The 26,391-nt window shown below is 51.5% G+C and carries 23 protein-coding genes and 1 pseudogene; 11 read left to right on the forward strand and 13 right to left on the reverse strand.

Translation table 11 applies throughout. From position 1 onward, the window contains the following. Nucleotides 1–6: 6 nt before the first annotated feature. Complete coding sequence (locus QNM96_RS07875; protein WP_283835529.1) at nt 7–1,386, reverse strand: ATP-binding protein; 1,380 nt, start codon at nt 1,384–1,386, stop codon at nt 7–9. Nucleotides 1,387–1,617: 231 nt separating this feature from the next. Next, nucleotides 1,618–1,974, reverse strand: a pseudogene (locus QNM96_RS07880) (transposase); the annotation flags it as partial. Between the two features lie 189 nt (nt 1,975–2,163). Here QNM96_RS07880 and QNM96_RS07885 point away from each other — a divergent pair. Next, nucleotides 2,164–2,901, forward strand: a complete 738-nt coding sequence (locus QNM96_RS07885) for a hypothetical protein (protein ID WP_283835531.1) — start codon at nt 2,164–2,166, stop codon at nt 2,899–2,901. A 473-nt stretch (nt 2,902–3,374) separates the two neighbouring features. Here the strand turns inward: QNM96_RS07885 and QNM96_RS07890 are convergent, their stop codons facing one another. Together QNM96_RS07890 and QNM96_RS07895 are read right to left on the reverse strand one after the other, a co-directional pair. Further along, nucleotides 3,375–4,169, reverse strand: coding sequence for a hypothetical protein (locus QNM96_RS07890; RefSeq protein ID WP_283835532.1), 795 nt, complete (start codon nt 4,167–4,169; stop codon nt 3,375–3,377). Further along, complete coding sequence (locus QNM96_RS07895; RefSeq protein ID WP_283835533.1) at nt 4,162–4,467, reverse strand: hypothetical protein; 306 nt, start codon at nt 4,465–4,467, stop codon at nt 4,162–4,164. Before QNM96_RS07895 ends, QNM96_RS07890 begins: the two co-directional genes overlap by 8 nt. A gap of 249 nt (nt 4,468–4,716) precedes the next feature. Here QNM96_RS07895 and QNM96_RS07900 point away from each other — a divergent pair, with 249 nt between their 5' ends. From QNM96_RS07900 to QNM96_RS07915, 4 genes are all read left to right on the forward strand, one after another. Further along, a complete protein-coding gene (locus QNM96_RS07900; protein WP_283835657.1) occupies nt 4,717–4,974 on the forward strand; it encodes a winged-helix domain-containing protein in 258 nt (85 codons plus the stop codon). Nucleotides 4,975–5,277: 303 nt separating this feature from the next. Further along, nucleotides 5,278–5,496 carry a hypothetical protein gene (locus QNM96_RS07905; RefSeq protein WP_283835534.1) on the forward strand — a complete coding sequence of 73 codons (219 nt, stop codon included), beginning with the start codon at nt 5,278–5,280 and terminating at the stop codon, nt 5,494–5,496. Further along, nucleotides 5,489–5,641: a hypothetical protein gene (locus tag QNM96_RS07910; protein WP_283835535.1), complete on the forward strand. Its 153-nt coding sequence runs from the start codon at nt 5,489–5,491 to the stop codon at nt 5,639–5,641. Before QNM96_RS07905 ends, QNM96_RS07910 begins: the two co-directional genes overlap by 8 nt. Before the next feature lie 141 nt (nt 5,642–5,782). Next, a complete protein-coding gene (locus tag QNM96_RS07915) occupies nt 5,783–7,594 on the forward strand; it encodes an ABC transporter ATP-binding protein (RefSeq protein ID WP_283835536.1) in 1,812 nt (603 codons plus the stop codon). Between the two features lie 452 nt (nt 7,595–8,046). Here QNM96_RS07915 and QNM96_RS07920 read toward each other — a convergent pair whose 3' ends face one another. Continuing rightward, nucleotides 8,047–9,147: a hypothetical protein gene (locus QNM96_RS07920; RefSeq protein ID WP_283835537.1), complete on the reverse strand. Its 1,101-nt coding sequence runs from the start codon at nt 9,145–9,147 to the stop codon at nt 8,047–8,049. Nucleotides 9,148–9,369: 222 nt separating this feature from the next. Between QNM96_RS07920 and QNM96_RS07925 the strand changes: the two genes are divergently transcribed. Further along, nucleotides 9,370–10,449 (forward strand): glycosyltransferase family 4 protein, encoded by a 1,080-nt coding sequence (locus QNM96_RS07925; RefSeq protein ID WP_283835538.1) that lies wholly within the window; start codon nt 9,370–9,372, stop codon nt 10,447–10,449. Here QNM96_RS07925 and QNM96_RS07930 read toward each other — a convergent pair. Further along, nucleotides 10,443–11,933: a hypothetical protein gene (locus QNM96_RS07930; RefSeq protein WP_283835539.1), complete on the reverse strand. Its 1,491-nt coding sequence runs from the start codon at nt 11,931–11,933 to the stop codon at nt 10,443–10,445. The genes QNM96_RS07925 and QNM96_RS07930 overlap by 7 nt on opposite strands. A gap of 117 nt (nt 11,934–12,050) precedes the next feature. Between QNM96_RS07930 and QNM96_RS07935 the strand changes: the two genes are divergently transcribed. The 4 genes from QNM96_RS07935 (at nt 12,051) to QNM96_RS07950 (ending at nt 15,811) form a co-directional block, all read left to right on the forward strand. Continuing rightward, the gene (locus tag QNM96_RS07935) at nt 12,051–13,058 is read left to right on the forward strand and encodes a glycosyltransferase family 52 (RefSeq protein WP_283835540.1); all 1,008 of its coding nucleotides are present in this window, start codon (nt 12,051–12,053) and stop codon (nt 13,056–13,058) included. An 81-nt stretch (nt 13,059–13,139) separates the two neighbouring features. Next, nucleotides 13,140–13,886 carry a glycosyltransferase family protein gene (locus QNM96_RS07940; protein ID WP_283835541.1) on the forward strand — a complete coding sequence of 249 codons (747 nt, stop codon included), beginning with the start codon at nt 13,140–13,142 and terminating at the stop codon, nt 13,884–13,886. Continuing rightward, nucleotides 13,883–14,872, forward strand: coding sequence for a UDP-2,4-diacetamido-2,4,6-trideoxy-beta-L-altropyranose hydrolase (gene pseG / locus QNM96_RS07945; RefSeq protein ID WP_283835543.1), 990 nt, complete (start codon nt 13,883–13,885; stop codon nt 14,870–14,872). Before QNM96_RS07940 ends, pseG begins: the two co-directional genes overlap by 4 nt. A gap of 126 nt (nt 14,873–14,998) precedes the next feature. Then, entirely contained in the window at nt 14,999–15,811 is an 813-nt protein-coding gene (locus QNM96_RS07950; RefSeq protein ID WP_283835544.1) for a hypothetical protein, read from the forward strand. Here QNM96_RS07950 and QNM96_RS07955 read toward each other — a convergent pair. Genes QNM96_RS07955 through QNM96_RS07970 form a run of 4 tightly spaced genes read right to left on the reverse strand, consistent with a single transcriptional unit; the run spans nt 15,808 to nt 20,129 of the window. Then, complete coding sequence (locus tag QNM96_RS07955) at nt 15,808–16,854, reverse strand: N-acetylneuraminate synthase family protein (RefSeq protein ID WP_283835546.1); 1,047 nt, start codon at nt 16,852–16,854, stop codon at nt 15,808–15,810. The genes QNM96_RS07950 and QNM96_RS07955 overlap by 4 nt on opposite strands. A gap of 35 nt (nt 16,855–16,889) precedes the next feature. Then, complete coding sequence (locus QNM96_RS07960) at nt 16,890–18,077, reverse strand: DegT/DnrJ/EryC1/StrS family aminotransferase (protein WP_283835547.1); 1,188 nt, start codon at nt 18,075–18,077, stop codon at nt 16,890–16,892. Then, entirely contained in the window at nt 18,070–19,023 is a 954-nt protein-coding gene (locus tag QNM96_RS07965; RefSeq protein ID WP_283835548.1) for a GDP-mannose 4,6-dehydratase, read from the reverse strand. Before QNM96_RS07965 ends, QNM96_RS07960 begins: the two co-directional genes overlap by 8 nt. Then, nucleotides 19,023–20,129 (reverse strand): SDR family NAD(P)-dependent oxidoreductase, encoded by a 1,107-nt coding sequence (locus QNM96_RS07970; RefSeq protein WP_283835549.1) that lies wholly within the window; start codon nt 20,127–20,129, stop codon nt 19,023–19,025. Before QNM96_RS07970 ends, QNM96_RS07965 begins: the two co-directional genes overlap by 1 nt. A gap of 426 nt (nt 20,130–20,555) precedes the next feature. Here QNM96_RS07970 and QNM96_RS07975 point away from each other — a divergent pair, with 426 nt between their 5' ends. After that, on the forward strand, nt 20,556–23,024 hold the full coding sequence (locus QNM96_RS07975; RefSeq protein WP_283835550.1) for an MFS transporter: 2,469 nt from the start codon (nt 20,556–20,558) through the stop codon (nt 23,022–23,024). A 136-nt stretch (nt 23,025–23,160) separates the two neighbouring features. On the opposite strand, the gene QNM96_RS07980 is transcribed toward QNM96_RS07975, so the two are convergent. From QNM96_RS07980 to QNM96_RS07990, 3 genes are all read right to left on the reverse strand, one after another. Then, nucleotides 23,161–24,849, reverse strand: a complete 1,689-nt coding sequence (locus tag QNM96_RS07980; protein ID WP_283835551.1) for a hypothetical protein — start codon at nt 24,847–24,849, stop codon at nt 23,161–23,163. A gap of 36 nt (nt 24,850–24,885) precedes the next feature. Then, nucleotides 24,886–25,053 (reverse strand): hypothetical protein, encoded by a 168-nt coding sequence (locus QNM96_RS07985; RefSeq protein WP_283835552.1) that lies wholly within the window; start codon nt 25,051–25,053, stop codon nt 24,886–24,888. A gap of 1,025 nt (nt 25,054–26,078) precedes the next feature. Next, on the reverse strand, nt 26,079–26,315 hold the full coding sequence (locus tag QNM96_RS07990; RefSeq protein WP_283835554.1) for a hypothetical protein: 237 nt from the start codon (nt 26,313–26,315) through the stop codon (nt 26,079–26,081). Between the last annotated feature and the right edge of the window lie 76 nt (nt 26,316–26,391).

Consider the following 26,391-nt stretch of genomic DNA (forward strand, 5'->3'; position numbering starts at 1 on the left):
ACAAGCTCAATCCGACGCAAAGACAGCAGCGAGTTCTCCCGGAGAGTACAGATAAAGGTCCGGACGTTCGTTAGCAAGCGTTTCCAACTCGTCGGTGAACCCAGAACGCGAAAATAGCGCGTACTCAACAGTGTGATCACTGCCGTTCCACTGCACGTCCGATTCGAGCGCTTCGATATCGGTTAGCAAACTGGTTCCGACAGGAGTATTGGTCCACTTGCACTCGCCGAGCAACAGCGTATTCGTTTGTGGATTGAGTCCGACGACATCGATTTCGGCTTCCTTGTACCACCACCGACCGACACGCGAGCACCCGACCGGAAACGAAGCTGTCTGGACCGCCTGTTGACAGACCTCCTCAAACGTCTGGCTCGTATGTATCGGGAGCGAATCTGCGAGGGAGTCTCGAACTGTTTCCGTTCGTCCCTGTTCAAGCGTCCCTCTGTTTGGAGCGACAAATCTGAACCAGAACCGAAGAAAATCATCCGCTATCCGGTAGACGCCACGCCCGTCTGGATCAGTCACCGGCGTCTCTCGGTTGACGAGTGCTAGCTTCGAGAGGTTTTTGAGATAGCGAGAAATCCCGCTCGAATTCTTTCCGATAGCGTTCGCGATGTCCGTTACGCGGGTTGCACCCCCGGCGATCGCTTCGAGGATGGCCATATACGTTGCTGGTTCGCGGAGTTCCTGTCGCAAGAGGAATTCGGGCTCTCCGTACAGAAACTCACCTTTCGAGAGAACGTGTGTCTCGATACTTTGCATGAGCGGTTGCTCGGGATCGAACTGTTCTAGATACGCCGGAATTCCGCCAAGAACACTGTATATCTGGATTTGCGTATCAATATCTTTGGCAGGGAAAAACGCCCGCATATCCGCGAACGAAAGCGGGGCCAGTTCCCATTGTCCCGTCCGTCGACCGTACAGTGGGCTTTCGTAGCTCAATACTCCCTCTTCCATCATTGAAATCGAAGATCCGAGGAGCACAAGCGATATCTCCGTCTCCGCGAGCACATCGTCGACGATCGTTTGAAACACAGACGGAATCGTTTCATCGGCCTCAACGAGGTATGAAAATTCATCCAGAGCGACGATGCACGGCCCTTCAACCCGACTTTTGAGATACTGGAACGCATCAACAAACCCGTCGACATTCGGCGAGATATCATCGAACGTCTCCGCACAGTGCGTTGCAAACTGCGCGGCGTTGTGTGCTGATCCGCGCTGATCGCAAAGGTAGTACACAGACTCCGACTGAAGCGTTTCGAGCGCTTCTGTCACTAATGTCGTCTTCCCAACCCGCCGTCGACCATAGACGACGAGCAGCTGTCGCTCGTCTCGAGTGAGATGAGACGTAATCCACTCGAGTTCTTCGTCGCGGTCAATCATTATGCATGCGATCATATGATCGTGTGCATAATAAGGGTGCCGGGCAGGAAATCGCAGGGAGTAACGCTTGTCGACGAATCCCTCAAGACGGTTCGAAAAGCTCTCAAAAATAGCCGTCAGCTTCACACTCACTCGGAGTCTAACTCACTGGGCGTGTCACTACCGTCCCATATCCGGTCAACAACCCCGACCTCAAGGGTCGGGACTTGTCAGTGAACTCCCGCTCTGGCGCTATACTGCGGAGGCGTTGAAATCGCCGTTCGCGTTCACCGTTCCTGACTTCAGGGCTCGTTGACTGGTAGCCCGTCCAGAACCAGACTTGAGCCAATTTTGGACAAGACGCCACGCGACGTTCCGAGCAGCATTGTAATCCGCGTGCAACTCCTTTCCACACTTCAAGCACTCGAACTCGTCGCCATCACGGTTATCCTCGTGCGTGAACCCATACTCACCGTGACTGCACCGCTGCGACGTGAATTGGGGCGCAACTGTATCGACTTCGATGTCGTATTCTTCGGCCTTGTATTCGACTCGACGTTGGATTTCTCGGAACGCCCACTGCTGGAACTTCAAAGCGTTCGAGATGCGCGTCCAGTTCACTACACAGCTCCTCGAGATTGCGGCTGGCAGTCAGTAAGAATGTTTGCGTGTCCTCTCTGCGACCACCCGACGAACGGTAAGTACAGACGACGCAGTTGCTGGTTGTTTTGACTGAAGTAGCAGGCGGCGAGACTGCACGGAGGATTATTCTACCTGACACACATACATCTGCTATCGATGAAGACGGCTAACGCGGAGCAAATCGGGATTCTCTGTAAGGATGATCAGCCGGTCTTCACTGCCGTCGCCAGCCGACTTCGGGACGCGGGATATACCGTTCGATTCTTCGAGCCGCGATCCGAACTCTCTCCGAGTCAGATCAACGATCTCGCTTTGCTCGTCAATAAGCAGGTATTCCCACTCAATCTCCCCGCTCTCAGGTTTGCACGACAAAAGGGAACGCCCTTGTGGAACAACCTCCTCGCAACGATGGCCTTGAGCTCACGACTAATCGGGCTACGAGCGCTCGAGGCAGTCGGGTTTCGCACTCCTCGGCTATCCTTCGAGAAACCCGAGTTTGAATACGTTGCAAAACCCTACTATATCTGGGACGGCAATCCCGAACTGAACAGCGAAGGGGATTTCTATCAACAGTTGATCCACACGATGCCTGTCGATTACAAATACTACGCGGTAAACGATGGAACACGAGTCCAGACGGCAGCCAAGGTCGTCACCTCGAAACTCTACGGCCCCAAGCGATTCCTAACTCAGGTGCGCCCCAGACTGACGCTTACTCGACGTTTGCGTCGTCTCGTCAACCGACTCGATCTCCGGGGCGTCGGGGTTGATTTCGTCAAAGATAACGAAGACCAATTCTGGGCCGTAGACATCAATCTCGCCGCAGGGTACCGGGATAGCGGATTAGAGCCCGCTCTTTACGATTCAATTAACATGGCTCTTTCCAATCGGTAATCTAAAAATCGCCTGTATTGACTGATCACCACTCTTAGCAAATCGACCTCAACTCATGCAACATTCATTCGCGCCTTCTATTCAGCGCATCAGTCCCTGTACCACTAGGAATTCATAGAGTCAACGGTGATCGGTAAGCAGGTGTACTTACCGCGAGTTTCATGAGCTGGTCTGAATAAAGAAATCGCCTTACCAACCACTGATAGTGTGACCTCGAGCTGAACAACAAGTTTAGGCTCCAGTGACAGCTGTTGTCTTCAGGATCCCCTTCACTTCCTGTCCGTCAGTGTGACCAGCGACGACCACTCGAGGGATAGACCCACGACTACCCGCCCCTTCTACACCCGCGTATCCGGTGAGATCGGTGTCGGAGAGACTTACTCAACCCCTCTCGAGGCCACCGCTTCCCCGCTGTCCTCGGTCATCCGAGGACACCAGCTGTCACCGGCTGTTGCTCTCCCTGTCACCGGCTGTTACTCTCCCGGGATTTGTGCATCTGCGGGAAGCACTACCCGCCGTTCGGTGTACTCGAGGCCGTTCTTTCGTTCGGTTCGCTTGCGGACCGCGAGGCGGTGCTTGGAGAGTTCGAGTATCGCGTCGATAGTTCTCGAGACGAGTTTCTTCGCATAGGTTTCGCTCGTGCCCGGCTCCCGTCGTCGGATCCAGTGTTTCAAATCGCTCGCGGTGACGTACTCCGCGACGCTCTTGCACCCGGATTTCCAGGGATCGTCGCCGACGCTCGGATCGGTTCGGGCCTCCCAGAGTTTCGCGGCGAGTCTCGAGGGCAAGGCGTTCGCCGTCGAGCGGCGCATGTCCTCGTCCATCCTGGCGAGTTGCTGGATCGGCAGTAGGTCGGCGTAGGCGAGCGAGACCCCTCCGTTCTCGAGCGGGTCGGCGCTTTCGGGAAGACGGACGTGGGATTCCCCGCCCTCCTTGGTAATCCGCTCGAGTTGATCGCCGGAGACGTCGAGTTCGTGTGCGTCGACGCGATCGGCGCGGAGGTGGGCACCCTTCTCGAGTTCTCTCGCCTGGAGTTCCTCGATCCGTTCCTTGTTGGTCCCGGCCTTGTTCAACGCCGCATCGACGGCGCTCTCACAGCGCGTGCGCTCGCGTTCGCACGCCTCGAGTTGCTCCTCGAGGGACTGGACCTGCTCCGTTAATCGGTTGCGGTCGCGCTCTAAGTCGTCGATACGGTCGGTTTTGGTCTCGAGTTCGGCCTCGAGGCGTTCGACGCGCTTTTCGAGGGCGGCGAATCGGTCGTCACTCATCTCGCTCACCTCGCGGGTCGTTGTCGGGCTCTGGAATCGTCGCCTCGGGGCCGACCACGAGACAGAGAGTGCGGTTCGTCTCCGCGCTGATCTCGCGCAGGCGTCTGCGGACAGCTCTCTGTTCGGCCGACTCGAGGTGCTCGAGTGCTGTTGGTCGGGTCGTCTCCTCGAGGAGGATGTTTGTGAGGTGATCGATGGTCTCGAGGCGTTCTCGAAAGAGTCGCGTCGCGTGGTCAGTCTCGCTCGATGCGTCTTGTCGGTCGGGGCTTTCATTACCCCGTGGGTTGTCATCTGACATGGCTTCCGTAGAGTGGTTACGGGAGCTTTTCGCGGACTGGTGGGGCTAACACCAGTCCGTTATCTGGACTGTTGAGCGATGAGTCCGAGCGGTAGCTTCCGTACAGTTGCCCAACAAATCCCACCCACTTATAGACTAGCGTATTTACGCTATTATTAGGTACTGAATGAGCTACGATATCACAAAACCAAATCAAGTTAATGCGCGTCGGTGGGACCACTGCTCCGAATGCGTCCTCGACCAGAATGGATGTCGTTGAAAGACGGGCTCATCCTCGAGTTCCTCGCTGAGCACGATCTCGAACTACCAGCGAAGCCACTCTATCGGAATCTCAATCGCCACGGCCACGAGATCGGCTACTCGACGGTTCGGCAACGATTGGGTGTCCTCGAGGACTACGGCCTGATCGAGAAAGTCGACGAGGCTGGCTATTATGCGATCAGTTCGAACGGAGAAGCTTATTTGGCAGGCAACCTCGACGTTTCGGAACTTGAGTCAGAGGACTAACTTTCTGTTGTCGACGATTCGGACTCGAATGGCTGTTCTCGAGAGATAATTTCCAACCGATAACAGTAGTTATATGACACTACAGGGCATTAGGTCAAACGGAAGCCATGAATAGCGCAGATGGGCGTTTCCGTTGAAATGCCCCGGGTGCTCATGACACCCGAGACGTGGCTTCCAACCCCATGAAGGATCGGTTGCCATGATTGGATATCTTCTCCGCGGGCTTAAACATCCCGTCCGACAGACGAATCGAAGTCGAACCACTGCCGCACGCTCTCGGTACGCTACGAGGGTTGCTGAGGCATGACCGCAACTACTGATACTCTTGTTGTGGATATCGTGCGGACCCTCGAGGAACATGGGCTTGCTCGAGACGCCTACCAGCTCGGAACCGAATTCGATCCGGAGGCACTCGAGCGGTTGGTTTGTTCTGCCGATCAGTCAATTGAAGTCCGACTCGAGGTGCAGGGGATTCCGCTGGTTGTGACTCCCGACGAAACACGGGTGCGTCGCGATGAGTGAGGGCGAAGAGCAGAGCGAGGACGACTGTCCGTTTCCGCTCTGTCCCCGCTGTGGTGAGCCCGTACTTCTCGTCACGAGTCGCGGTCCGCACGACCACGAAGCCAACCCCTGTGGCTGTCGAGTGAGTGGAAACTTGCTCGAGTAGTCGAATCGTTTCTGGAATTACAATTCGGTAGGATTCCCCCTTCTCGTTTCAATCCCAAAAAGAACGACGAGACTTTATACTGCGATACGCGAATATCGATTAATTCAACTCGTGCGACCCCGCGCGGGTAGCTCTCTTCCAATGTCCGAGACTGATGACGGCACCCTAGATCTGACCTGGCGCGAAAAAGGCCAGGCCCTGTATCGAGTCGCGACGTTCCAGCCGTTCTTCGCAGCCGGCGTTATCGTGTTGGCTGTGATTGCGGCACTGCTCGAGGGGATCGGGCTGAGTTTCCTGATGCCGATCGTCGAGGTTGCGGAGTCCGGTGGCCAACCGGAGGATGCGGATGGGATTCTCGAGGCGTTTTTGACTGTCTACGAGTTTCTTGGAATCCCGTTCTCCCTCGGCTACCTTGTTACTGGCGTCGCAGTGATCATGACCGTTCGGTACACGACCTCCTTTTTAGTAGGATGGCTTCGAGCGGCGATCGAGACGAAGTATGTTCGACATTTACAAGAAGAAGCGTTTAACCACGCACTCGATGCCGAAATCGCGTACTTCGATGAGGAGGGGTCCGATGATATTCTCAACGCAATCGTAACGCAAGCGGAATACGCAGGGAAAGTCATCAGGTATGTAATCAACGTCATCGAACAGGGACTGTTAGCGGCAATGTATCTGGCGATCGCGATGATTCTCTCACCTTCGCTGACTGTTTTCACGATCGTCTTGTTGGGTGGCGTGACGATTCTGTTCCGGTCCGTTCTCGATACCGGGTATTCACTCGGGGACAAAGTTGCCGATGCGAAGGAGGGCATTCAGTCGAATGCTCAGGCTGGAACCCAGGGTGTGAGAGAAGTGAAGTTGTTTGGTATCGTTGACGAACTTCGAAGCGGTTTCTCTAAATCTGCTGAGAAGTTCGAAACGAACCGAATCAAAGTCCAACGCAATAGTGCAGCGATTACCAACTTTTACCAGCTCACGACTGCGGTGACAGTTTTTGTTCTGATTTATCTTGCTCTCACCTTTTCAGCGATGAATCTCAGTCAATTGGGCGTCTTCCTGTTTGCGATGTTCCAACTCGGGCCGAAAGTCAGTAATCTCAATAAGTACGTGTATCGTGTTGAGAGTGAGCTGCCGCATCTGGTCCGAACACAGGAGTTTATCGACGAACTGGAGCACAACAGTGAACCAGATATTGACGCAAAAGAGGTGCCAACTCCGATCGAACGAACCGAATTTAACGAGGTGCGCTTCAGCTATAATCCGGACGACGAGACGGTCCTTCGCGACGTTTCGTTCGGGTTTGATCGGGGAGAATTCGTTGCATTTGTCGGACCATCTGGCGCTGGAAAATCGACAATTGCGTCACTGTTGGCACGGATGTACGAACCGACTGACGGTGACATCACAGCAAATGGAGTTCCGATAGACGAATTCGATATCCGAGACTGGCGGTCTCGAGTGACCATCGTACGACAGGATCCACACGTGTTCAACGATACGCTTCGCCAAAACGTGACGGTCGGGAACCGTGATGCGTCCCAAGCTGAGATCGAAGAAGCCTGCGAGATCGCACAGGTGACCGAATTCCTCGAGGACCTCCCCGACGGATACGACACGGAACTCGGCGATCAGGGCGTGAAACTGTCCGGCGGACAACGCCAGCGGGTCGCGATCGCTCGAGCGTTGTTGAAGGACGCCGATCTGTTGATTTTGGACGAGGCTACGAGTGATTTGGATACGTCGCTCGAGAAAGAAGTCCACGAGGGAATTGAGGCTATGGATCGGGAGTACGCGATGTTGGTCATCGCCCATCGTCTGTCGACAGTGACGAACGCGGACTGTATCTACGCGATGAAAGACGGCGAGATCGTCGAATCGGGGCCACACGGAAACCTGGTTTCTAATGATGGGCAGTACTCGCAGCTGTATTCGCTACAATCGACGTGACATTAGAAAGAGTGTGCGTGTTGGCCTGCCCCAGACGGTAACTGGCTCTCCTGCGATGTCTTGCCGGAACGAGCTCGCGAGTTCGTACTGAAACCCGACTCGGTTCGACATACCCGACCGTAACCGCTAAGAGAACAGTCGGGAACAGTGATATCATGGCAGCGGATTCCGTTCTGAAACGTGCACTGAAGAAATCGCATCTGTATCAGGCGATTGCTCTGCCGATAGACAAGCACAACTCCGAAACAGGGAACGATTCCGAAGCAGATGACGAATCCCGCGTACCCCTCCAAATCATTGTCTCAAACTCTCTGTTCTGCAAAGGAATCGCATCCATCTGGGGACGGGCCGCTTCGAGTCCGCTCGGGTCCGCACTTTCCAACCAGCGTGTGCTCCTGTCGGGCGCAATTTTGTTCGTGTTAGTGAGCCTCGCTCGGATACTGATGTCGGGACTACACGTCACCATCCAGTTTCTCAGCTTCGCGTTGCTTGGGACCGTGTTGTTGGTTCTCGTCTGGCCATACACTGAGCCGGTGACGAACGGATAGCTCCCAGCGCTGGATCACCGGCGCGGCGAAGACGAGCAGTAAAAACGTAAACGGGATTCTGTGCCGGACGTTCGTTCCGAAGTTAGAGTTGATGAGCCCATAGCCGGTAATACCGGCGAGATAGACGACGAGGAGTATAACGAGTACGACTTCGTCGGTTTCACACACGTACAGCGATCGGGCAGCGGAAATGACGAAGACAACGATGTACACTGTCGAGATGAACGCGAGTGCGTGATACACCGTCTCGATGTGCATCGGGAACGGCGCGAATTGGAAGTAGATCGCTCGGCCTGGAGCGGCGACGAGGAAGTCGAGCCAGGAGGAGTACTGCATCCCCTCGAGGTAAACAGCACCGCCGCTAGATCGATAGGAGAGTTCGGCGTTGACACGGTCGAACGAGTACATGAACTCGGCAAAGAGAACGAATCCGAGGCCGCCGAGAAGCCCGCCCGTCGCGAGTAGTGTTGGATAGCTCGTCTGGATCTCGAACGTATTGTACAGGACGATCGTAGCTCCTGCCAAGAATCCGAGAAAGAGCACCATTCCCCACTCGGGTCGAAGAAGGTAGGTTACGGCGAGCAAGCAGGCCAGCGGAAGCCCCATCAACACGTCACGGGTCGAAAGGACGTGAACGATCAGTGCGAGCGTACAGAGAACAGTAAACGTCGAGAGGGCGTCACGCATCGGAATCGTGAGGAAGAAAAACGGCAGCGGGAGGAACAACACCAGGGCGACGAGGCCACGCGTACTGGTGAGGATATCGCCGTACAGTTTCGACGCCAGGTAGACGACGGGAATTGGGATTAGGACCGCGATGAAGCTGTTGGCGATAGAGACGACGGTCGTGTTGACGCCGAAGGCGACGTAGAGGAGTCCCTGAAACGTGCCGAAGGACGTGACCGTGGTCGACGCAGTTGGAAGTGATCCCTGTATCAGATCAACCCCTGCGCTATGGAAACTACCGATGTCCCAATTGTATGGTACCCATTGAAGAACAACCAAGGCGACGAACAAATGACCGAAATAGGCGATGACAGCAACCAACCCATAAAAGGGATCCGGATACTTCCTCACAAGAAGGGCTAACGCCAAGGAAAAAACAATAACTGCTAAGATCACCATTAATCGGGTTGTGGGCACCAACGCGATAAAATACCTGCGTTATTTTGCTCTGTCGTCTGTTTCGAGTCTCTGAAGTAAGTAAGCGTAGTAGTCACGTTTCAAATGAATGAGAGCGAAAAACATCAGGAACCAATCTCTCTTGTCTATATTATCAACGCACTCGATACAGGTGGTGCTGAGGTGGGAATGTGTCGGTTGTTGGATGGGTTAGATGCTGAAAAATACAATGTCACGGTTGTTTCGCTCAACGGAAGCAATGGCGCGTTTGTCAAACGAATCCCGGATGACGTGACCGTGATTGATATTAAAGACGAAAGTACCCGAGACATAGTAACCGCGATTTCAAAAACAAGAGCGGCAGACGTTATTGTCGGTTCACTCTTCCACGCTGTTGTTCTCTCGAGGTTGGCCGGGATAGTAAATAGGGATGCAGTTGTCGCAACATGGCAACATAACGAGATTTTCAAAACGAAGCGGCGGAAACAGGTGATCGGGATCACGAATCGGTTAAGCGATGTCGTCCTTGCTGATTCGGAGCCGGTTGCAGAGATGTACCGAAGCGAGTTCGACGTGGATGAGAACTTCGTACAGACAGTCCCAATTGCAGGTGTGGACTTAGAGAATTATAATTCTCGATCCCATCGAGACAGAGACACGGTAGTCGTCGGAAGTGTTGGGAGGTTGGTGCCACAAAAAAATTATCGTACTCTCATTGAGGTTGCTGACGAACTCTCCGATGAGAGTATTCTATTTCGGGTTGCTGGTGATGGGCCCCTTCGCACCGAACTTGAAGATCTAATTCGGGCAGAAGGTCTCGATAATATAGAACTCGTTGGTGAGGTCGAAAACGTACCCTCGTTTTTAGATACCCTGGACATCTATATTCAACCATCACGTAGAGAGGGACTCTGTATGACCGTTATCGAAGCGATGGCTGCAGACCTTCCCATTATTGGAAGCGCTGTTGGGGGTATCGAGTACAACATTACAGATGGCGAACATGGCTACCTCCACGAGACGAACGATGTAGAAGGATATAGTAGATCGATTCGGATATTGGCGGATGATTCGACGAGAAGGACGGATTTTGGTAGGGCTAGCCGTGACCTTGTTGAAGAATATTATACACAGAACGTACTTACATCTGAGTTTGAAAGAGCAGTCCTATCCAACCTTCAATAATTGTCGATAATTGAATTGGCTAATACAGACGAATTCTCCTGAGTATTGTCCCCCTCGTACGGCTTTATGTATCCCTGGTAACATATTTCTTCCATTTTAGATGCGAATCTTTTTATTGATTCTATAGTTGGTCCGGAACGACTGCTACTATTTATTTTCTCTATGGCTTCTATCAGGTCAGACTGGGACTTAATATGATAACATCCTGGGGAATTACGATACCAAGCATTACCGAATACTAACGCAGGCGTCCCTCGCACAAGAGCTTCCCAACCAGTAGTGCCAGTAACTGTGGCTACAGCACATGAATTGTCAACTAAATCAAACACAGGTGTTTTCAATGGGACCAGTTCCACATTATGTATGTTAGACATATCCTGGTAGAAATAGGGTCTACGACCTTGTTCTCCTTTAATTCTTTTTGAAAACTGTGACGGGTGTTCCTTGACATATATCGTTGTTTTAGGCAGTGTCTGTGATAGAAGATTCACTGCTAAATATTGATGGACATATAAACCACCTTCCGGTGAAGTGGTTCTTTCTGGCTGGTAATGTAATGGGAAATATATATATTTCGTAGAAATATCTGGATCTATTGTATATCTCCTATAGTGTTTGTATAATTTTCTTCTATAGATCCAGGCTTTGAGCCGATAAAAATACCATTGATATTTCGTTAGACGTGAATCCTCGATCTGATTATTATGTTCCTTTACATACGCTGTTGGAAACGGTTCACATGCTGTAATAGCATTCTGGATTACACTTTTTGATATTTTTGTTAGTCCCTCCAGAGATGGTATGATTGAGCTATTAGATTGGCTTTCAGTCATATATTCTGGAATTGCTTCTTCATATTCTTTTCTTAAAGAATTAATATATCGATCATTTTTGTCAGATATTCCTCCTGAGTTTTTGATAGTACCTGAAGACAACACTGGTGGACCATCTATACACTCTCTTACATAAAATAGGTCTGGAAGAGATACAGACGAATATATTAGTGTATCTATTCCCCGACTTTTACAGCAACTATATAATATATAATCTGATACTAAGTGAGGTGTACTTCCGAAAATAGCCAAGTCTGGACTTAGATCATCAAGGACCATTTCCCAGTACGTAACCATACGATGAAAGTGGCGAATTCGTCCACCATATGTGAAATTAGAATTAGTTACATTCCCTGTATCTAACCGGTCCATCATTTTTAGAGCAATTGATTCGTTAAAAAGATGGTCTTCTAATATATCTTTATCAAGTGGGTGATAAAATGGTTCATCTGTATCATATTCCTTCACAGGACGCCCTTGAATACAATCAATAGACTGATGAGTGATACAGTTCGGGAAGCGTTCTTCGACTTTGTTTTTAATTTCCCCTCTGCATATCCAATAGCACGGTTCAATGCTATCGGATAATTGTTTAATTGCCTGTATCCAATCAGTTATAGATACCCCAGATATTATAACTTGTTTAGTCATGGTTTTGACTCTGTATGACTTTCGTATACACTTTGCTGTCTACAACTTCAATAAGCGGGTCTACTGGTAGCAACACTTATCGTAACATATATTAGTTGAATGTTTATGTGTGTCTATATGGACTTCTATTTTTCATCAACCCCATACCATATTCTTTTGTCATTTGCAGTTGCTCGTGAACATCCAGATGAACAGAATATTCTTTGCGTTCGATCAAGTTCAGAAGGAGTTGCGGTTCTCACACGGTGTATCGAGAAACATCCCTCATCACCCTTCGAGGAGGTCTACTATCTCTCAAACAGTTATGGACAGAGCACAAATAAAAAGCGGCTGTTAAAAGCGATCTCTGCATTCAAAGTCCTTAAAATAGTCAGAGAGTATGATGTGAAGACCATTTTTGTTTTCAACGATATCTCTGGTGATGTCCAGATGTTTCTGTCTCTACTGAGAAGCAATGTTGACGTAGCATATATTGAAGACGGGTCTGCAGCCTACAACGGTTCCGCTCGAGATTGGTCAACTACCGAAATCATTGCTCGAAAAGTTTTCTTTGGCCCGTGGTGGAGACGGATAACTGTAATCGGTACAGGCGGGTATAGTGATACCATTTGGACAACGCACTCTGAAATGACGAGACATGAACTATCAACATTAGATCACAAACAAATACCCAGTGAAAATCTACTCGAGGATGTTGGTTGGATTGATCAATACCTCAAAGAAGTATGGAGTTTGGAAACAGTTCCGAAAATAGAAAGCGTTGTCCTTTTGCCCCACTCTTCAATACTACAGTCAGATGAGTATAAACAAGGAACCTTAGAGAACGTGATCGCTACGTATAACATGAATAACACAGCGATTAAATATCATCCACGGGAAGAACACGAGAGCCGGTTTGGTTTCGATCCAAGATTTGAAATACCACAATCGATACCTGCAGAAATATTATACATGAAATGTGGAGATCTCAATAAAGTTATCGGCGATTTATCCACCAGTTTACTAACTGCAAAGTGGCTTCGAAGTGATATCGATGTTATTTCATACGGGCCTGCTGTTGGTCGCTTTGATCAGAATTTGTACGATACCTTCGATCAGTTAGGGATCACAATGAAATCAGAGTGAGTGCCTTGCAGGTAGGTTAAATTGGAACCTGCAACAAAATAACCATCAGACATATGTGATCGGATTGTTTCATCAACTACGATGAGAGCAGTAACAGTTATCCAAGCTCGAGTCGGCTCCACCCGCCTCCCAGGCAAAGTCATGTATCCACTCGACGGCCGACCAACACTCGAGCACGTCGTCACTCGAGTCAGTCACGCCGACACCGTAACCAACGTCGTCGTCGCGACCTCCACGAAACCCCAGGACGACGTCATCAAACAGTACGCACCCGAGTTCGGTGCAGATGTCATCAGAGGGGGCGAATCGGACGTGTTGAGTCGATTCGAACAGGCGCTCGAGCAGTACGACCCGGAAATCATCGTTCGAGTGACGGCCGATTGCCCCCTGATCTCCCCGCGATTTATCGATGCCAGTATCCGTCGTATCGAGAAGGGCGATACCGAGTACGTGTCCGCTGGGTTCGACCGAACGTTCCCCCGCGGGCTGACTTGCGAGGCGTTCACCGCTGAGTCCTTCGAGCGGGTGTGTGTCGAATCGACCGACCCCCACCACCGCGAGCACGTGACGCCGTATTACCGGGAACATCCCGAGGAGTTCGAGCTGTACAATCTCGAGTCGAATGAGGTGTTCGACGAACCATGGCTTCAGGGTCGCACCGATATTCGGCTCACGCTTGATAAACCAGCAGATTATCAGTTGCTCGAGACCCTATATCGAGAGATAGAGTTCGATGGCATACTCGATATCCCCGATGTCATCAACTATAGCGACGAGCATGATCTTGCAACCGTTAATCAGCACGTTAATCAAAAATCCGTCAAATGAAAGTAGGAATCAGAGCCGATGGAGGGTCTAAAAGGGGAATCGGCCATCTAGTCCGTTCCGGCGTTCTCGCCGATCGATTTCTTGAAGAAGGATACGAAGTGACCTACCTCACGAGAACACCGGGGACAGTTGTTGATGTATGCTCATCAAGAGTCAACACGTACGAATTAGATGCACAGCATCCGCAAAAAGATGCTATCGAATGGATTGAAAACACTGGTACTGAAATCGTCATTAGCGACTGCTATGATGTTGATACAGCAACACAAGAAGCGATAGCTGGTGTAGCAGACTGTTTTGTTGTTATTCAGGTTGACGATCGCCACGACCTTTGCTGTGATATTCTCGTAAACGGTAATCTCTTCGGCCCAGATGTTGAGTATCAGTGGCAGGGTTCTGAACCAACATGGTGTGTTGGCATTGATTATGTGTTACTCCAAGAAAAATTTCAAGAGCTTGCAAAACAGTCTCCAAAATACCGTTCATCGCCTGAATCAGCACTCATCACAATGGGAGGAAGCGATGTAACAAATACAACGCCAACTGCAATGCGTGCGTTCAATGGCTACGATTTAGAAATTGATGTTATTATCGGCCCTGGCTATGATAACCAAGAGGAAATTTCGACAGTTGCGTCTGAAATCTCTTGTCAATTTGATTTGATTGAAGATCCGCCTGATCTTCCAGCGAGGATGGCAAACGCAGATATTGCTGTAAGTGGATTCGGGACAACAGCGTATGAGTTGCTCGCTGCAAAAACACCATTTATCGGCATTCCAGTCGTAAAAAACCAGAAGAGAAGTGCCCAAATTTTCGAGAAAAACAAGCTGGCAATAGTTAAATACTGCAAGGAGGATCTCGTGGAAGGAATTCAAAATATGATGTGTACGCCAGCAACATATCATAGATTCGGTGAAAAGTATGACTCATTGATCGACGGGAATGGTACTGAACAAATTTTCCAAGAAATCCAATCCCAGATCTAGTAGTTTCTATTTTATAGTTACATTCACGATTGTATAGAATCAATAAGACTAGATAACCACATGTCATACATTTATGAGATCACATCTCGAATAACATTATATGCCCCTACTGACAATCTAGGATAAATGGCTGTCAAATCAAAAGAGATAGCGGAGTATCTATCAGCACCGCATAAAGGACCAGTCGTATATATAGAAGACGTAAATGATATCTCGAGGGCAGACAATAATGAGATGTCATTTTATATAGGGACTAATTTAGACGAGTTAGAAAGTTCTGCAGGGGTCATAATTTGTTCTGAAGGGGTAGCACCTCCAGAAGGAATGACTACCATTCAACACTCAGATCCACAATTTGCGTTCCTCAAAGCTGTAAAACAGTATTTTAAACAGAGCCCGAATCAGACCAAGATACATTCTTCAGCAGTAGTAGAATCAGGAGCAGAAATCGGCGAACAGTGCCTAATCGGACCAAATGTATATATTGGATCGACTGTTGAGATAGGTGATCAGTGCCGTATTGGAGCTGGAACCACTATCGGTGGAGACCCGGTAGGTATCGTTGAAGGTGATGATTATGAAATGTATCGCCACAAGTACCGCGGTGGGGTTGAAGTAGGAAATCAAGTAGAAATCGGGCAAAATTGTTGTATCAATAGATCGGTTTTCAATAACACTATAATCGGTGAGGAATGTATATTGGATGATCAGATTCACGTTGGACACCGAGTAAACATAAAACCACGAGTATGGATCTCCTGTAATGTTACGCTTGGTGGCAGAGTCACAATTGAAGAGGGTGCAAGAATTAATCCCGCTGCAGCAATCGGGCAGTACGTTAATATTGGAGAAGGAGCGACCGTCGGTATGAACTCAACTGTTCTCGATGATGTTCCAGCGGAAGCTAAGGTAGTAGGTACTCCGGCAAGTCGGGTCTAATTATCGATATTATTCCACAGAATTGGTTCGTCAGGTTCTATCCTCTTTTTAACACATGAGCCAATTACCTCTTCTATTTCTGATGAAAATATCCCTTCGCTGTTTTCGTGTCCAGCACGAAGAATTTTGATAGAATCTTTCTCAATGATTTCACCAGGTCCAAGGCTTTGATCAGCATAAAGTCGTCTTCTTCCACGCTTCACAGTATCAGATTCGACTTCCGAAATAGAGAGGTTTCCGTTACCAAGGCACTGTTTCGTTTGTCGAACACGTTTGACTAACTGCCTCAATCCCGTTGGTTCAAGCGCAAATGAGTGATCCGGCCCGTCCATCTCCTTGTCGAGAGTAAAGTGCTTTTCAACCACAGATGCACCGAGCGCCACGGCGGCAGCGGGAGCAGTCGCGGGATCGGTCGTGTGATCCGAGAACCCGACCACAGTATCGAACTCTCGATCTAACGTGTCGACTGCACGAACGTTGATCTCCTCGAGCGGCGTCGGATACGACGAAACGCAGTGAAGCAATGCAATGTCCTCGACGCCGTTCTCCCGAAGCACTGCAACCGCTTCCTCGACTTCATCCTGTTCATGAGCCCCCGTCGACATGATCACGGGTTTACCGTACTCGGAAAGTTCCTCGAGAAACGGATGATGGGACAGCGTAAACGAGGCCACCTTGAACGCTGGCACGTACTCGGCGAGCTCCTGCACAGAGCGCTCGTCGAACGGTGAGGACATAAACTGCACGCCCCGCGACTGGCAATGCTCGTACAGTTCGGGGATCCACTCGTAAGGCTGTTCAAGACTTTCGAGTAACGAATATGTCGACTCCGCGGGATCGTCGACTAGTTCTCGATCATCGACATAGAGATCCTCCGCTCGAAACGTCTGAAATTTCACAGCATCAGCACCAGCATCCGCAGCGACATCGATGAGTTCTTTGGCAATCTCGAGATCGCCGTTGTGATTCGAGCCAGCTTCGGCAATCACGTACGTAGGTTCGCCTGGCCCAACCGATCGGTTTCCAATATCGAACGTCTCCATGCACCTATCCCGATCCGGGAGGAAAATAAACGCACCTACTCCCGATGAGAGTCCGAGAGCGTTTCGATCGCCGTCACAACATCGTACACATCCTCGTCGGTCATCTCGGCGTGTAACGGCAGACTCACCAGCCCCTCGTACACACGTTCGGTCTCGGGAAACATCCCTCGTTCGTATCCAAACTCGGTTTGGAGATGCGGATGATAGTGCAACGGCACGTAGTGTACCTGGACGCCAATATTCTCGGCGTGCATTGCATTCACGAACGTCTTGCGATCACATCCGAATTCCTCGTTCACTTCGACCGCGTAGAGGTGATACATCGGATCCGACTCAAGTGGCTCCGGAGGCGTCCGAACGCCGTCGATCCCAGCTAGCGCCTCGTCGTACTGTGCGATGATCTCATCTCGCCGTTGTTTGAATTCCTCGAGCCGATCTAGTTGCGCCAGACCAAGCGCCGCCTGCAGGTCGGTGACGTTGTAGTTGTACCCAACATCCTCGGATACCTGATACCACGGCTCGTCATCGTGCCCGTCGGGACTGTACTCCATGTCGAACGAGCGCAGCCGGCGACATCGTTCCGCCAGCTCGTCGTCGTCGGTCACGATCATGCCACCCTCGCCTGTTGTGATGTTCTTGACTGGATGGAAGCTGAACACCGCCATGTCGCGCTGGGCACCGATCGCTTCGCCGCGCCAGGAGCCACCGAAGGCGTGACACGCATCCCAGATGACCGTGAGATCATACTCGTCGGCAACTTCGAGCAATCCGTCAATATCAGCTGGGTGACCGGAATAGTGCATCGGAACGAGTCCAACCGTGTCCTCGGTCACCTGCTCTCGAACTGCATTCGGATCGAGCGTGCGCCGATGTGGATCAATATCGGCAAACACTGGCGTTGCGTCGTTGTACGTCGCCGTGTGTGCCGTCGAGACGAACGTCAGCGGCGTAGTGATCACGTCGTCACCCCGACCGAAGCCAGCAGCCTTCCCCGCCAGATGTAACGCCGTCGTTCCCGATGTCGTCGCGACTGCGTGTTCGACGCCGACCATGTCTGCAACCCGCGCTTCGAACTCGTCTACTGTCGGTCCACGCGTAATGTAATCTCCCTCGAGAGCCTCCAGAACAGCCTCTTTTTCCCGGTCGGTAATACTCTGGCTGCCATAGCCGAGGACCGTCTCTCGAACCGGTTCACCACCGTAGTACGCTGGCACCTCAGACATTGGCCTCGTTTTGTTCTCGAAGCCAGTCGCGCAGTCGATCGATTCCCTCCTCGAGAGATACTTGCGGTTCCCAGCCGAGCATCGCTTCGGCTTTGGACGGATCACAGAGGAGTTTCTGCACCTCGCTCTGTGGATGGTGATGCTCGACGTGGGTAATGTCAGTCCCCTCGGTTGCAACCGTCTCTGCCAGTTCGTTGATCGAGATGTCCGAGCCGGTCCCGGCGTTCAATACTTCACCAACGGCGTCGTCCGAGAACGTCCCCTCGACGATAAATCGAGCGCAGTCAGTCGCGTACAGCAGATCGCGTGTCTGCGTGCCGTCGCCGAAAATTTTCAGGGTCTTATCCTGAAGGTCGAGATTCGTAAAGATCGACACGACACCGCCTGCCATTCCCGTCTTCTGATACGGGCCGTACGTGTTGAACGGTCGGAGAATCGTCACCGGCAGATCGTACCCATGATAGTATCCTTCAGCGAGGTCTTCCGCGGCGAGTTTCGATCCCGCGTATGGTGAAGCCGGCTTCACGGGATGGTCCTCGCTGATCCCATCTTCGGAGTCGACCATGTCGTACACCATGCACGTACCGACCAGCCCGAGTCGTGTCTCGGTCTGCCGACAGGCCTCGAGGACGTTCTGCGTGCCGATGAGATTGGACTCGAAATGTGCGTCCGGATCGTCGAGACTCTCCTGGACGTCGATTTCCGCAGCGAGATGGATACAGGCATCGACACCCGTATCGAAACGGTTTACGACAATCTCTCGATCACAGACATCGCCTTCAACAAGATCAAATCGCTCGTGGTCCTCGAACGCTGCAATATTTCGGTATGAGCCGTTCGAGAAGTCGTCCAGTCCTCGAACGGTATGGCCACGCTCGAGCAGTTCACGCACGACCCAGCGACCGATAAATCCTGCTGCACCAGTAACGACAATGGTCTTGCTCATTATTGGTCTATATAGGTCTCTTCGTCGAAGGTGGCACTTTGCTCTTCCGACGACGGCTCTAGCGCACCATCAGTCGTAGAAATCGGTGCACCTGCTGCAGCCAGCGCACCGTTTTCGTCCAACAGTTCGATAATCTCGTCTGTCGAAAGTTTAGGAGCATTTTCCGACGACAGTGTGATCTCCGAGGAATCCGTGAATCCGATCGTGTGTCGCTCTGTTTGGAACGCGTCCATTTCCGGTTGAATTGCATACATCGACTCGTTTTCGTATGCACGTCTTGTTTCACGGCTCGTCATGATCTCTTCGTGGAAGGTTTCACCGGGCCGGCGACCGATCACATCGATATCGATTTCTGTGGGATCATAACCGAATTCTGGTGCGAGGATCTCGATCATTGCCTCGGCGAGATCTTCGATCTTGATCGCTGGCATCTTGTAAACGAATACTTCACCACCCTGCATTTTCTCGATCGCTTGTGAGACCAGGCCGAACACATCATTGTAGGTGAGGAAAAAACGAGTCATTCGTTCATCGGTAAGGGTGACGGGGCCGCCCTCTCGAATCTGTTCAGTGAAAATCGGAATGACTGACTGCGAAGAATTAATTATATTGCCGAAACGGACTGATGCGAACCGTAAGTCTCGATCACCACGATGGTTGTTTCCTGCCGTAATGAGTCTCTCCCCAAGGAGTTTCGTCGTTCCCATCGTGTTCGCTGGATTTACAGCCTTGTCACTGCTGGTAAAGACGACACGCTGGACATTGGCATCAATCGCCGCATCAACCACGTTCTGAAGTCCAAGTGTATTCGTTTTAACAGCCTCAAACGGGTTGTATTCACAAACATCGACGTGTTTCATTGCAGCTGTATGAACGACAATATCGATGTTTTCCATTGCGCGAGAAAGTCGATCCTTGTCTCGAACATCACCTGCAAGATACCGACATCGATCATCATCGATTGCCGATCGGATTTCTGCAAGCCCTGATTCGTTATTATCCAATAGCCTGAGAACGTTTGGATCCTGATTCAAAAACCGGGGAATAAGTGTCCGGCCAACCGAACCTGCACCACCCGTGAGAAGAACGTTTTGACCTGTAATCATCGTTTGGTCAGTTGCACAGCCCATACATCAACCTATTGGAAACTGCCGAAATTTGACCAAGTTGGCTAAACTCGATTATCTCACCACCAATGTCCAACAAAAGAGACAAAATCAAAGCAATCAAAGAAGCAACTAACCACAAAACCTCACTCCCGCAACTGATTGCTAACTCTCGAGTCTCTCTCAACGCATTCGTCGTTCGTTCCACCGTCTCGATCCAGCACAGTGACTGTCTCGTTTTGTACTTGCGAACACGTACCGAGCGTGTTCATCACGACACACCAATCAAGTAGCTACGAAGTAAATCGACAAATGTCCTAATCACCTCAAGCGGCTCCGCTTTCAGGGACCGAATTGTCCCAACTTCCTCTCGAAAAGCCTAGTAGAACGAAAACATAATCAAGCCACACTCGGACGTACGGTGTAATGGCCGGAGACGCCGCCGAGGTCGCCGATGCGGCAGTTGCCTACCGCGAGGAACGAGCCGACGGCGAGAAAACCCTCGAGATACTCCTCGAGACCGACGCGAACCACGAGACGTGGACGTTCGAAGATCTCCCTGTTGATTCGGGAACCTTCGGCGAACTCGTCTCCCGAAACCTCGTAACGAAAACCGACGGTGAGTACCGTGTCTCGAGTCGAAAAGGAGTTCGAGCAGGGCTCAACGGAGAATCCCTTTCACAGGACACCGACTCCACCGGAACCAGTTTTGAATTCCCGAGTATAACCGGCTTCGATAGCCGCACGGTGATAGCCGTCTTTGGATCCTTGATCTTCCTATTCTTTATGCGAATCCTCAATATTCAATCCGTTCTCCGGGGTGACGATGTCCTCTCACCGGGAAACGATCCCTACTACTACCGGTACCAGATGGACGAACTACTTGCAGAATCGAACGGGATTGCAGATCTCGGATTACTCGCGGACATGCCTGGTGACGCCACAAACACGCGCCCGCTCACCCACGCCGCAAACTGGTTTCTTGCCGAACTCCTCGGTGGCAACCAGTGGGCCGCGGACATGGTTGCCGCGTGGTTGCCCGTCGTCGCGACACTCATCCTCGGACTCCTCATCTACTGGCTCGCGGTCATCGTCACTGATGATGTCCGCGTAGGGATTGCCTCGGTCATCCTGCTGGCGTTGACACCAGTTCACGCCGTCTATTCGGGGATCGGGTTCCTCGAGCATCGACTTCACCAGTATCTCTGGCTCGGCGTTACACTGGTCGCGTTCGCCTGGCTCGCCGTCGACCTGCAGCGTCGCAGAAAACACGCCCATACCGACGAGCCAGACTCGAGACTCACGACACCGCTTCGAAATCATCTCCGTTCTCCCTGGACGTGGGTCGGGGCACTTGCACTCGGATTCGGTCTGAGTCTCTCCTCGCTCGCCTGGGGCGGCTCCATCGTGATGTTCGTTCCTGCGGCGGCTTACATCAGCCTCAAGGTCGCTTTGGACGCTCGAGAGGGCGTCTCCCCAACCGGAGCAAATATTCCGGTCGTCGGAGGTCTCATCGTCGCCAGCGCCCTCACGGCTTTTCTCCATTTCCGCTGGGGCTGGCAGGACACATTCGTCGCGATCGTACCGATTCTCACCGTTCTTGGCACCCTCGGCGTTATGGCACTCACCGAATTCTGGGCTCGAGTCAAATGGCCCGCTAGCGCATTAGTCGGCCTCGAGGCACTCCTCGCTGGAGTTGGCGTCTTCCTCTTTCAACAGATCCGGCCCGAAGACTGGGCGGGACTTCGAGAGCGTGCGGATAATCTCCTTCTTCGCGAGGGGTTTACCGAATCCGCCTCGTTGTTCTCGGCTGACCTCGCCGTCATCCACGGCCCGTTGTCACAGCTCGGCATCCAGTTCTACGTCGCGCTCGCGGTCCTCATCTGGACCTGCTGGGTAGCGTACAAACGGTACGAGCCCGCCTGGTTGCTTCTCAGCGTCTACGTCGTCTTCTGGATCATTATGGCGGCCTTTCAGGTCCGGTTCGCCGCCCAGCTAGCAGTCCCGCTCTCGGTACTGGGCGGACTCGGCCTCGTCCACATGATCGCCTGGGTCGACCTCGCTCGAGTGCCCGCCCCGTTCCGCGAGGACAAAGCCGGTGGCCGCTCGAGTCGACTCCCATCACAAACCAATGGGCTAAGAGCGAACGGCGGCACCGACGAGGAAGCGAGCATCGTTTTCCCCAGCGATTTCTCGACCGTTTTTCACCTTGCACTGATCGCGCTGATCGTCTGCGGAATGAGCTTGATCTTCGTGCCGTCGTTGGTCGCCCAGACGGCACACACCGACGGCCAATACGAAGCAACGATGGTAATCGACGACCACGCGGAAGCGGTCGACCGCGAGTATCCCGAGAATTTTGTCCTAAGCGAATGGCCGGACAGCCGGATGTACAACTACCTGGTAAACGGTGAGGCGAGGGGGTACGGCTACGCGATGAATAACTTCCAGGACTTCCAGACCGACGGTGATCCGGACGGCTGGTACGAGCAGTTCGAAGGAGATAATATTGGCTACGTCGTGATGACCGGAACCGATGATGACGTTCCCCAAAACACGACCCAATCACAGCTCCACGAGAACCTCGGGACCGGCAACGAGGAAGCCGACGCGCTCTCTCACTACAAACTCCTCGAGGCCAACGAAGACGCCACGGCCTTCGCCATCGTCCCCGGGGCAACCATCCAGACCACCACCGACTCCGAATCAGAAGTCACGGTCACCACCGAACAAACGATTGGCGACGAGGCCATCACCTACGAACGCGAGGTCGAGCCCGAGGACGGCACCCTCGAGGTGACGGTCCCATACGACGGCGAGTACACAATCGGCGACGACGCGGTTGAAGTCGAGGAAGAAGACGTCCTCAAGGGAAATATGATCGAACTCGAGTGATGGTAGCGCACTTAAAAGGGAGCAGGGGATATGTGTCTGCAAAAAATTCCTTAATTTTCTTACTAACTAATAGCGATAGCTCCACATCAAAATAACCTGTTTGTCAACAGTCAGCATTATGTATATGCGTCATTACTCAACGTGTAGCATGGAGGAGCAACTCAATGTTTAACAGACGGTTGATGGACCTGTTAGAAGATGGATTAACTTGGACCTGTTCAAGTATTGACTCAACCTGGTTTAACAATTCATCTAAGGTCGCTTCTTCGTATACAAGGGATTGGTTTTGTGTTAGTTTATCCTCGTGTCGATCTACGAGTGGCGATCGGGTACTGGTCTCTCTATTTCGGAAAAGTCCATCTCGGGTAACCAACTCTCGGTACGAACTGCCAGTAAGTTCTTCAACGAGGTTGTATAGTTCTCGTTTTGGGTTTAATACATCTGTAATTGGAGTTCCTGACCCAAACAATGCCGATTGCATCGGACCCCACATCACCGGTAAGTGGACGGGAACAGATGCGGGAGTTCCGGTTCCGGTGATGGTCTCTTGGCAACTTCGAGAGTAGTGATAGAAATTTAATAGTTCTATCGATTCAAGATTGTCGTCAGTCGGTGTGAAGTTCAGCAATTCCTTAACGTCCGGACGCCAGACGCTGTCAAGAAGATGTTCTGATAGGTTATCTGTCTGTATCACACTTGGCTTTCCAGTGCTTTGCATCCCCAACACGAATCCTCCAGAGCCAGGGACGAACTTTCGTTCCTGTCGGACAGTTGTGAGATGTCTAAACAAGCTATTTGAACCCGTTCGATTGATATAGAAATCGGTGTATCGGAGATTGGAGAGGGCTAGTCGAGTTGCCCGATACCATCGTTTGTAGAGAGGAGCCTCTGGCAACGACAGATGAACGCCAGGCGTTCCCATATTGATAGTCATTGCTGCATCCATATTTTGTCCAGAGACAATAACACCGTCTGAGACCAGTTCGGACGTGAAGCCGAAATGTGGGTTGCGAGGATTGACAAGACGGTCTCGCATCGTTGACTCAATATGATTGATTACTCCGGTGTCTATGAATGGGTATTCATGATCGACGAATTCGACATCAAGATTTAACTTCTCGTTGAGTTGGTGGGCTGCCGGCCCGTTCGTTGGCGACTCAATACCGAACGTTACCGGGACAACGTCATCATAGACTTGATCGAATAAGAGGAGGTAGAGAAGGCTATCAACGCCACCGGAGAACATCACATACAACGGCCCAGAAACGGTCTTGCTAAGTCTGGCACCAATCTCAGCGAGGGCTTCTTCGACGCTAAGATCGTTTGGCGTACGCTGAAGATATGACCGCGTCGAGACGTCTGTTCCCGTTATCTCACATACTGCCGCTGGTGGGAGTCTAGATGTCCCACTGAATAGCGTGCTACATTGTGGCGTCCGTGTCGTCCCGTTCTGGAGATAGTTCAGGACATGGTGTTCGTTGAGTTCTGCGTCAGCTATCGACGCTATCTCGCTCATCGAATTGGATACGAATACCTCCTTCCCTTCTGCGTGATAGAATTGGCCGGAGAAACCAGGTGCTGTAATAATTCGAGTATCACAGGATTCAGCAGACGAATCCACGACCATGTAGTCGCCCATCGACCAGCGGCGTTCGGAGTCAATGAAGGCATCGAGAGAGTCTTTCTGATAGCTTGAGAGGAGTCGCCCTGACGATTTGTGCAGCGGACTTCCGATAACGGTTATTCCTGAGAAGTCCGCTAGGGACTGGCACCCAGAAAGATGTCTTGAATGACCCATTTCAATCCAGTTTACATCAATACCCAATAATACTTATGGTGTATTCACTTGATTGATGATTAATCAGAACTGTTCGTCCCACCACTCGACGGGTTCGGTGTTGAGGTCGTCCAGACTGACGTTTTCGACGTTCCACTCACCGTCCCAGTCCGATGGTTGAGATGGTTCTGATACGCTGTAATATTGTGCGATAACTGTGCCGTCAGCGTCTCTGACTTTGTATGCTTTCATTTTCATCCCACCTTGTTGATTAATAATCGAGTGTGCCAAATGGCAGTCTCCGATTCTCCACTTGTATGCCGGGTTGCGAATGACACTTCTCCATTTTCTGGTAGTTCAATCAAGATCGACCGCTCCCCTCCCGTGAATCCACCTTGGCCAATGAGATTGACAGGGGCGTGCTCAAACGATGATGTGATGGCATCGTCGCTGTTCCAATATATCCGCCCTTCTGTATCACTCCCATTTAGTGGCCTGAGCCTCAGATCAATTCTGAATAGATACTTTCCCGCTTCATTGGCTGTCCAAACTACGTCATCAGGTCCCATACTGCCTAATTCATCGAAATATTCTCGTTTCCAATAAAGGTCCGTCTCCGTGCTGTCTGGGATATCAATGTCATCGGTGGACGACCCATCCCCAAGGATATAATGGGCGATCGAACTTCCGATACTTGCAGTCCCTGTACTTACCGACCCGACATTCATCTCGTTCGTGACATCTTCCGAGTCTGTACTGAGTGACCTGAAATGTGGCTCTTGAATTGAATTAGCATTTCGTCTCTTGTATCCGAATTAATCTCGACGATCTTTCGATATATAAACTCAGTTGTCGATGTTCGTGAGTCTCACCATCACACCGTCCGCTAACTCGAGCGTGGCATCAAATTCCCACAGTACCGAGTCGTACGTCTCTGAACTACTGCTAGAGAGCCCTACTCGTACAGCGTACTCGACCACCGCCGCGATCCAGCCCGCCAACCAACACCCGGGTGGGCCAGAAAGGGACGACGAGCTCGAGAGGTGCGAGACGATGGTAAGCCGAACGCCGAGAGACTCGTTTCCGCTCGTCTTCCGAACAACCACCGCAACGACGCGAGGAGCGTGGTTCGAAAGGCGCAAGCACCGTTCGTCGCGAAGCGGGATCGAAGATCCGATAGGTCCGTGAACCCGAAGGGCTCGCTTGATAACGAGAGAGTGGAGCCCTCTCGAACGACAACGAGTCACAGCTCTCGAGCACCTTGGGGCTATTATAAGTTATATCGTGTCCGCGAGTTCGCTTGCATCGAGTTCGCCCTCGAGATACTCTCCACCGGAGTCAGAGAGAACGTAGAACCCTCGAGAGGGTTTCTTCACCAGCCCGTACGAAGCGAGTTTCCGACAACGCACTCCGATGTAGTCGTTGTTGCGATCGATTTCGTCCGCGATAGACTTGGGTGTCCCAGCCCCGTGTGACTCGAGGTATTCGAGAATTTCGTCGTCCGCCCGTGTCATCCACTCGGCTCGCTTTCGCATCTGTATAGCACTGCTAAAGGGAGTGCAATCAATCTACGCTGAAGCATATCCATAG

It is taken from the genome of Halostagnicola sp. A-GB9-2 (assembly GCF_030068615.1).
Taxonomy (GTDB): Archaea; Halobacteriota; Halobacteria; order Halobacteriales; family Natrialbaceae; genus Halostagnicola.